The organism is Moorena sp. SIO4E2 (genome assembly GCF_010671945.1).
GTDB classification, from domain to species: Bacteria; Cyanobacteriota; Cyanobacteriia; order Cyanobacteriales; family Coleofasciculaceae; genus Moorena; species Moorena producens.
This window is the reverse complement of sequence record NZ_JAAHIE010000311.1, coordinates 1-8,816: the sequence shown is the minus strand read 5'-3', so window position 1 is coordinate 8,816 and position 8,816 is coordinate 1. Positions and strand designations below refer to the sequence as shown.

Here is an 8,816-nt window from a genome sequence, read left to right as displayed (position 1 = left end):
TACCGAAAACCCTGGTGAGGTTATGACCACCTTGATTCGATATTTCTACGTAGACTAGGATAGGGTTTTGCCAGGGTTTGACGCCCTGGCGACCAGGAATTGTGGAGGTTATTTTTAAGCTATCAGCGTGTCGCGTATCAGCTATCAACCATTCGCGTAGCGTGGCCAACGGCCAAGGCCAATGGCTGACCACTGACCACTGACCACTGACCACTGACCACTGACCACTGACGAATGTATTAGTTGATCAGTAGTTATTCAGATTTGAATGCAGTTAAGCTGTAATTGTTGACGTTTACACAATAGAATTCGGTCAAGCATTGGGGTTAACCAAAACTTGACCGATTTTTTTTTTATTAATATGCTGTATCCCTTGCTACACAAGGTCTATACCAATTACATCCCCCTGTCAAGACCTTTTTATGTAAATTTTTTTTGCACAATTAATCATTTCTGGGAAACTAAAGCACAATTAAGGGTGTCAGAGAAAATCCTAGTGAAATTACCTGTGAAATTTGGCTGAAACCGATTGTTGATATTCTGATATAGGAGATAATTTTGGCTGGAAAAATTGCAGCTTTAATGGTTGCTGTCCACTTAGACGCTCTGTATCTGGAAAGCGATCGCCTTGTAGTAGAGGCTATGACAGATTTTAGCCGCCTTCCTTATTTTGATGGTAAGCGAGACGTAAATCCTAATATTGCCAATATCAGCGAGGAGATTGTTTCTCAGCCGTTTCAAAATCAGAATTTGTATCTGAAAGCAGGGATTCATTTACATTGGGCGTTGCCAGATGCTTTGACCAAAGGAATTCAAGTTAGTGAGAACAATGAGACTAAAACAGTTTTTCCAGTAGTGCCTAATCGTTGGTTAGTGACACGCAGTAACAAGGAAGGATAACCAGATTGAAAAGCAATGGGTGGTAGAGAGTGATTATCTCTATGCTGAAGGGCAAGGGAGTCAGGTGGGTAGTATTGCTTATCCCATTGAGGTAAAGAATAATCAACATCAACCTTTTCGCTATTTGGGTCGCAAAATTCCTTTAGCTGCTTGGCCAAAAAATGACCCCAAGGCTGAATACTTACCGTTACTGACTGCAGTAGGTTATGGTGAACCTACTTTTGCTGCTTTTTATCCCAATTGTCATAGTGTTTTTGGGTTTCACGACGATGAATATGCTGCTGAGAATCTTGATGGACTTCAGTATGAAGTGATTGGCTGGTACAGTGAGGCACAACAGGATCATTTGAATGATTTTGTTGAAAAACTCAGAGAAACTATTCCACAGGATGAAGGGACTCCTCCCACCAATCAAGAATTAATAGAAAAAGAATTTAAGTGGAAAGTTAATCTTGAGGCTGGTCAAAAATTTCCAGAATCACTCGGCTTTATCTGCTATGCTCGCTTAAGGTTTGCCTCGCTGAATACAGTCAAATCAGATAAGCAAGCTTCTGTAGAAGTGACTGTGGGTAATACCGGTACAGAGGCATTGTCTGCTTACTTGGGTCAAAAGATTGATAGCAATTACAAATCTATTATCGAAGACCAGTTGGAAGCCCTACACCTAGCTTCTCGGCTCCAACATCAACCGCTAGATATGACTCCCAAGTTTAAAGAGGCACGACATGATAAGGGCTTTAATGCGATCGCTGCAGGGACGATGTGGACCATTCGTTTAGAAAGCGTAGGCTCTAAAACAGCTAAGGCTGAAGATGCCCATAATCAAGCACAGATTACTTTACCCGATGATTTAGCTCATCTACTCAATAAGCTTAATCTTCTTCAGCAAGACTACGATCGCGCTTGGCATGAAATAGAGTCAATGCGTCGGCAACTCTTTGCGGATTGGTATAAGTATATGCTGAGTTCCTATCCCCCGGAAGGTAGCAGAGATCAGTATCCCGATATTGATGAGGTTAAGCATTACATCGAGGTGAAGGGGATTGCACCTTTACAGGCAAAATTGACGGCAACGGGAAATCTGATGCTATCAGAGGATGATTCTGGCAAAATTACCGCTGCTTCTGCTGGGGAATCTTCCTCTACGTCGATCGCTTCTCAATTAGCTGTAGCTATTAATCAGTTACTAGAGAAAATAACGGCTCTTAATAATCAAGAAACCGTCAAGAATACTCAAGCAACTTACACCCTCAAGCAAATTTCTAGTCCCCGTTATTGGCAACCCAAGGAGCCTGTGTTACTAATGACAGGGGAAGCAGTTAAAGCTAGCCCTAGACATGGACAGGATGGACGGTTGAGGGATGATGAATTATTAGAGTGCGAGATTATCAAGGATGTGACTTTCCCGATTAGTAAAGATAGCTTTAGTGCCATTCGCGCTCAAATTAATCAATTAGAAGGAAGCAAAACGGGGGAACATATTGCCTTTAGTAATTGGCAAGAACAACCTTGGCATCCTTTTTTACTGGAGTGGGAGGTAGAAGTTTTCCCGATCCGAGAGGGCTGTAATCACAGAACTTACAACAGTAACTATGATAATAAATTTATCACCAGTAATTATGGTCTGAAGGAAAATGAGGCTGACCTGGCTTTACAGTCAGGAAAAGGGGCTATTCTCAAAGCGGCTAATGTTTATAGTGGTCGCAGTATCTTAACGCCCCATGCGGGGATTAAGCTTAAAGAGCAGTTAGAGGCTTATTTAAACAAACAAATCCTGCCAAAGTATTACGAAGCCAAGAAAATTCCCAAGGAGCAACAGAGTGATGACTATCTCAGCAACAGCGATCATATTGAGGAAATTCGAGATTGGTATAAACCGAAAAAAGCGAAAGACCCCATTTATACAGCAATTCGAGCTTATAAGGAATTGCTAAACCCGGATCTGAATAGTCTCTCTCAATCTTTGGGTGGTTTTAATGAAGCGTTACTAATGCACACGCAAACCCTACAGTTACCGATCGCTGACCCCTTAGGGTTTGCGGATTATCAGCCCTTTACAGAAGCTGTCCGGGATGTAGTACTACAGAGTATCCGCAGTGCGCCAGAACCTTTAAATGATTTTAATCCCATTCGGTCGGGGGCAATGAAGATTCTGCGGTTGCGGTTAGTGGATACTTTTGGACAGGTGAAGGAGTTGGATGTTAGCAATATCATTACTACTGAGCAGATGACAACTCCAGATACTCCCTATTTGGTAACCTTACCGCCCCGTTTGGTGCAACCCGCCCGTCTCAATTTCCGGTGGCTGTCGGCGAGTCAGGGGGAACAGGAAATGAACACTCATCCGGCCACCACTCCCATTTGTGGTTGGATATTGCCGAATAATTTGGATAATACTCTGGCTATCTATGATAATCAGGGTAAGGCTTTGGGTTCGATTAATCAGCTTGCTGAATGGGAGTCTGCACCAGGTCAGAATATTCCTATCGCAGTTGCTGATATTGGGAATGAGCATTTAAGAAAGCTAGTTAATCATATTCTGACTATCAGCAATAGCATTGCTGATCCCCCCCAACCCCCCTTAACAAGGGGGGAGTCCGTAAGTTTTCTCGATAATTTCATTTCGGCTTTAGATAGTGGCTTAGAGAATATCGACCCGGAAAACTTTGCCCAACATCAAGGTTTGGCGCTGTTGATGGGACGACCGATTGCTGTAGTGCGGGCTTCTCTTAATCTAGAATTACAGGGATTTCCCTCGGTTAACCAAGATTGGAATGTATTTTGGCAAGATTTAAAGCGTAATTCTAGGGATACTGATGGGTTTGATCAGGTTAAATTTCCCATTCGTCTCGGGGAATATCATCAATTCAATGATGGTTTGGTAGGCTATTGGCAGGAAGAAGAAGATGGTCTGAGTGAGGCGTTTTATGCTCCTCAAAGCGATTTAGAGAGAGATACAGATCATATCAAAGTTCATCATCCTGGGAATGCTTGGCACATTGATCTGAATTTAGAGAATACACCCAAACTGTTGACCATGCTGATTGACCCACGGGGTAAGGTTCATGCTACCTGCGGAATTTTGCCCACGAAAGGGATTGATATTCCACCCGATCAATATCAGGAAGCCTTAGAGAAGATTGAGATTACTTTCCTCTCGACTCCTATTCTAACTGATATGAGGGATCTGAGTGATCCAACTTTGGATAAAAAAATTAATCTACCTTTACCTGGGGAGGCGGGTTATCAATGGTCGTGGTTAGAGAAGGAACAAGAGGGATGGTTAGACGTTCCCCATGACACTATTGGTCAGGCTAATCCGAATGCAGTTTTCTCTGGCCAGCAGGCAATTCGAGAGGGCTGGCTGAAGTTGAGTCCAGCCGATAATCAAGATTAAAATAATCAAGTAATCACTGAGGAATAACGATTATGAGTACATCCTTTAAGAAAACCCATCCCCTTGATTTTAACGTGTATGAAGGTGAGGACAAAGAACCTGTTATCTTTATTGAAAATGGCACTAAGGGACAGGAGTTAACCCTGGAAATCGTCAACAATTCAGACCAACCGATTACTTTGCCCACTAAGAGTGGTGCTGTAGGTGCTGACAATCACCATTTTGAGTTGAGGTTTAGACCAGATACCTTATCTCCAGATTCCCTGCAACAATTGGTTTTGGCAGAAAAAGAAGGTTGGAGTATGACGAAACCCCCTGTAACTCAGGCGAATGGTATGGTTTCGCTGTATTTTCTAGCAACTAACAATCAAGCTTTGGGGGCGAAGCAAACTATATCTTTGACGCTTCAGCATATTAATGGGGCGGCGGCAGGAGGGGCGCGAACAACCAGGGTAGAGTTGAGGTGTCCACAGTTTACCCAGGGAGAAACCTTTAATAACTATTATCGGGAAAATCGTCTAAGTATCGTTAGTCATCGTGGGAAGAAGCATATTCCTCTTCATGTGGGGTTTGTGGGGTCTAACCGGATTTTGAATGATGGGAGTTCACCCAATCAGTTAATCTTGCGAATTACCAATGTGTTACATGAGGCTTCTAAGGCTTCTAAGTTTATTATTTCCTTTGATGTGGATAATGATTGGGCTTTGGGTACAAAAAGTCAGGTAGAGAATATTACTATTGAAGGGAAAGATTTGCGACCGAATGAGCAACCTGAAGAAGATTGGAATATCGAGAAAAACATTGAAGGAGAAACGCCTACATGGACAATAACCCATCAAAATGAAGAAGAACCTGGATTAGCTCCGGGACAGGTTGTGCAATTAACGATTAGCAATATCATTTCTTCTCTTCCGTCTGGTCAGGCGAATCTATATCTACGCTATGAAAATATTCCGGGTTATTGGGATGGAACTTTTGTTTGCACTATCGAAAAATCAGCCATTTTGTACAAGGATGGAAATGTAGGGATTGGGACAACATCACCTTCTCAAAAACTGGAAGTAGCTGGAAATGCTTTGATCGCTGGTGATTTATTTCTTAACAGTAGCGCTAATGTCTCTCTCCACTACGGTAACCGAGGTAAATTAGGTGAAACCCCCAATTTTAACCCTGATAATGACAACAACGGTTTGTGGTTAGAAGCCAGTGCAGATGGCTCCGAATCTGGTGGACTTTTCTGTAATGGAAATACCATTGTTCTCTGGAGCGCTGGCGATAACGATCTTCTGAGAGTTTACGATGAAGATGCATTCACCTCTCCTCCTCAATTTGTTATCAATAATTCAGGCAATGTGGGGATTGGGACAACATCACCTTCTCAAAAACTGGAAGTAGCTGGAAATGCTTTGATCGCTGGTGATTTATTTCTTAACAGTAGCGCTAATGTCTCTCTCCACTACGGTAACCGAGGTAAATTAGGTGAAACCACCAATTTTAACCCTGATAATGACAACAACGGTTTGTGGTTAGAAGCAAGTAATGATAATGAATCTGGTGGACTTTTCTGTAATGGAAATACCATTGTTCTCTGGAGCGCTGGCGATAACGATCTTCTGAGAGTTTACGATGAAGATTCATTCACCTCTCCTCCTAAATTTGTTATCGATTCTTCAGGCAATGTAGGGATTGGAGGGAATACCCGTTTAGGTGGTAACTTGGAAGTCACTGGAAACCTAACAATTGGAACGACGGTTATTGGAGAGCATGAGTTACGAATTTTGAAAGCCCTCGCATCCGGCTACCTTGAAGTTGACTTATACAATACCAATCAACATGAATATCTCTATGCTTCAGATTATAAACCTTATGACAGCGATCGCCGACGGGTCTTTACATGGCGGCCAGGAAACAAGCTTGGTAAGGGGCGCTGGTGTTTAAGGTTTCCTAGTTAGCTCGAACTTCAATCTCGTAGGGTGCCTTAGACGGGACAATTTGGATCAGCATAGCTCAAAATTTATCAATCCGTCCCAGGGCACCAAGCTAGAATAGAATCGGAAAATCCTTACTGCCTAAGGCCCCCTACCAACTGAACTACATGATCAAATACTGAGCGGAGTCCGCAAGATACACCTATCCTAAAGAGTAATGGCAACTGAACAACGATCGTAGCATCAGGAACATTAATATGGTGATTCAAACAGAAAAACGCTACTACACGCCCGAAGAATACTTGACATTAGAAGAGGAAGCGATAGATAAACATGAATATCGAGATGGAGAAATCATACTCATGCCAGGAGGCACGACAAATCACAATCAAATTGCGCTCAATTTCTGTCGCAAATTTCCTTTGACAATTAAGGAGCAAGACTATTATATCTATATCAATGATGTCCGCTTGTGGATAGCGCAATATCGTATCTACACCTATCCTGACGTAATGGTAATTAAAGGAAAACCAATCTATGAAGGAACGGGTAGGACAAACGTAACCAATCCTTCAATCATTGTGGAAGTCCTTTCTAAATCGACGCGGGATTACGACTGGACGGATAAATTCATATATTATCGTTCTATACCTGAATTCCAGGAATATATTTTAATTGATCAATATCGATTTTATGTGGCTCAATATTTTAAGCAAGAGGATGGACAATGGCTTTTTAATGATTATCAAGGGGGAGAAGCAGTTTTAAAGTTGGCTTCAGATGATTTTGAAGTTTCCTGTCAAGATTTGTATCAAAGGGTAGATTTTGAGTTAGATGAAGGCTGAAATTAATTAAATTAAAAAAGGAAAAACTTTTTATGATTAAACTATTAAAAAAACTAACAACTTTTGATGAATTTATTGAATGGTTGCCAGAAAATAGACGTTATGAATTACATGAAGGAACAATCGTCGAGATGCAGCCCACCGGAAAATATGAAGATATTACTGGATTTCTCACCCAAGAATTAACCTTAGAATACACCAGGATGAATTTGCCTTATCGCATTCCCCCCAAAGCTTTAGTTAAACTCAAAGATCAGGAAACGGGCTATAATCCTGATTTATTAAAAATCAATTAAACACTATTGTAGCCAATTCGGTTACATGGCTCTTAGAAATTAATAAAATCAAAGGGAAACAAGAAAATGACACCAATTGAACTGCATCGTAAAGGATTTAAAGCCTTAGTTGATGCCTTAGGATATGTAGATGCTGTCAAATTAATTGGTCAATTTTATCAAGGAAATGGTAACTATACTGAAGAACGCCATCAATGGTTAGATCAATTAACAATGGATAATATTATAGCTGACATTAAAACCTATCAAAATAATGAAATTGTAGAATAAACAAGGAGGCAAAGAGTGATGAACATTCAAAAGCGATCGCCCCCTATTCTACCCCCAATTATTTTCCCAAACCTAAGGGGGAATGAGTCATGAAAATTCCCAAGCGATCGCCCTTAATTCCACCTTCAATTCTGTTCTAAAATCCAAAGAGGTAAAGAGTCATGCTTCAAGAGGTAGTAGTAAAATTTGAGAATTCAATCAACTCAGAAAAAATTTCTCAATTTAATAAGCAAACCAAAAAACTTGCTAATTTTTTAAAAAAGGAAAAAGAAATACGATTATTTTTTGGATACTCTCAAAACTATGGTCATGTAGCAACTACACTAAAAATTATGTATAGACTTATAGAGTTGGGTTTTGATGGCGAAATTGAGTTACTAGAACCTGAAAAACGAATAATAAGAATTATTTTCCAGGATAATGATTACGATAACAGACAAGATCCGCCAGTATTTACACAAGCAGATGAAAAGCAGACACACGCTCATAGGATATCGAGATTGGTACCTGGTTTAACAAGCGAGCAGGTAAAAGACAAGAGTACATTTACACTCAACAAGCATACTATACTTGCTTTTCATGAATTGAAAGTTGATAAGATGGGAAAAGAGAAAATAGTTCCTGATCTTCCTGAAAAAGCTATTAAGCTTTGTGTAACTGGAGCTTTTGATTATACTTCAAACAAGACGGAACAATTGAAAGTTCAATATCTTTTATCTTTGGCTCCTGCACTTTATAACAAACTTGAGATAAGAAATACTATATATATTAATCAAGAGAATAGGCAAGAGGAAAAGCTTTTAGCGCCAGTGCCTGCTTCTGAAGATTCTGAAGATTCTGAAGATTCTGAACATAAAGATTTTATATTTGGGAAAGAGTTTCATAACTACGCATTTTATGTAAACCTTGACAAAGTATCAAATATTGAGAATTCTAATTTTATATGGAAAGATCCAGAGAAGCATAAAATCTTATCAGTAATTACATCATTATGTAATAATAATCAGATATTGATGAGTCCTGTCTATTATTCCGAAGGCAGAATTTTATGTTCTAACGATGAATTTTTATTGATTCCTTCCTCAAGATTATAGTTTGTTAAGGATAAAATAACAATTTGTTTTGTTTCCGATTGTTTTTTTTTCCATTGCAATAATCCAGTAATAAGATTAAATAAAAA

General features: G+C 40.1%; 8 protein-coding genes. 7 read left to right on the top strand and 1 reads right to left on the bottom strand.

Annotated features, from left to right (window positions below):
• The coding region (locus F6K37_RS25255) for a hypothetical protein (protein ID WP_287252936.1) at nt 1-214 on the bottom strand (214 nt) is incomplete at its 3' end.
• A gap of 344 nt (nt 215-558) precedes the next feature.
• Here F6K37_RS25255 and F6K37_RS25250 point away from each other — a divergent pair.
• From F6K37_RS25250 to F6K37_RS25220, 7 genes are all read left to right on the top strand, one after another.
• Nucleotides 559-900 (top strand): hypothetical protein, encoded by a 342-nt coding sequence (locus F6K37_RS25250; protein ID WP_287252934.1) that lies wholly within the window; start codon nt 559-561, stop codon nt 898-900.
• A 19-nt stretch (nt 901-919) separates the two neighbouring features.
• Complete coding sequence (locus F6K37_RS25245) at nt 920-4,297, top strand: hypothetical protein (RefSeq protein WP_287252933.1); 3,378 nt, start codon at nt 920-922, stop codon at nt 4,295-4,297.
• A gap of 32 nt (nt 4,298-4,329) precedes the next feature.
• Nucleotides 4,330-6,249, top strand: a complete 1,920-nt coding sequence (locus F6K37_RS25240; protein ID WP_287252931.1) for a ricin-type beta-trefoil lectin domain protein — start codon at nt 4,330-4,332, stop codon at nt 6,247-6,249.
• Nucleotides 6,250-6,482: 233 nt separating this feature from the next.
• Nucleotides 6,483-7,070 (top strand): Uma2 family endonuclease, encoded by a 588-nt coding sequence (locus F6K37_RS25235; RefSeq protein WP_287252930.1) that lies wholly within the window; start codon nt 6,483-6,485, stop codon nt 7,068-7,070.
• A 32-nt stretch (nt 7,071-7,102) separates the two neighbouring features.
• Nucleotides 7,103-7,366, top strand: a complete 264-nt coding sequence (locus F6K37_RS25230; RefSeq protein WP_287252929.1) for a Uma2 family endonuclease — start codon at nt 7,103-7,105, stop codon at nt 7,364-7,366.
• Between the two features lie 66 nt (nt 7,367-7,432).
• The gene (locus F6K37_RS25225; RefSeq protein ID WP_287252928.1) at nt 7,433-7,636 is read left to right on the top strand and encodes a hypothetical protein; all 204 of its coding nucleotides are present in this window, start codon (nt 7,433-7,435) and stop codon (nt 7,634-7,636) included.
• A 161-nt stretch (nt 7,637-7,797) separates the two neighbouring features.
• A complete protein-coding gene (locus tag F6K37_RS25220; RefSeq protein WP_287252927.1) occupies nt 7,798-8,730 on the top strand; it encodes a hypothetical protein in 933 nt (310 codons plus the stop codon).
• Nucleotides 8,731-8,816: the final 86 nt, after the last annotated feature.

Excerpts from the sequence above, each read along its gene's own strand:
- F6K37_RS25240 (WP_287252931.1), top strand. The coding sequence starts at position 4,330 with ATGAGTACATCCTTTAAGAAAACCCATCCCCTTGATTTTAACGTGTAT.
- F6K37_RS25235 (WP_287252930.1), top strand. The coding sequence starts at position 6,483 with ATGGTGATTCAAACAGAAAAACGCTACTACACGCCCGAAGAATACTTG.
- F6K37_RS25230 (WP_287252929.1), top strand. The coding sequence starts at position 7,103 with ATGATTAAACTATTAAAAAAACTAACAACTTTTGATGAATTTATTGAA.
- F6K37_RS25225 (WP_287252928.1), top strand. The coding sequence starts at position 7,433 with ATGACACCAATTGAACTGCATCGTAAAGGATTTAAAGCCTTAGTTGAT.
- F6K37_RS25220 (WP_287252927.1), top strand. The coding sequence starts at position 7,798 with ATGCTTCAAGAGGTAGTAGTAAAATTTGAGAATTCAATCAACTCAGAA.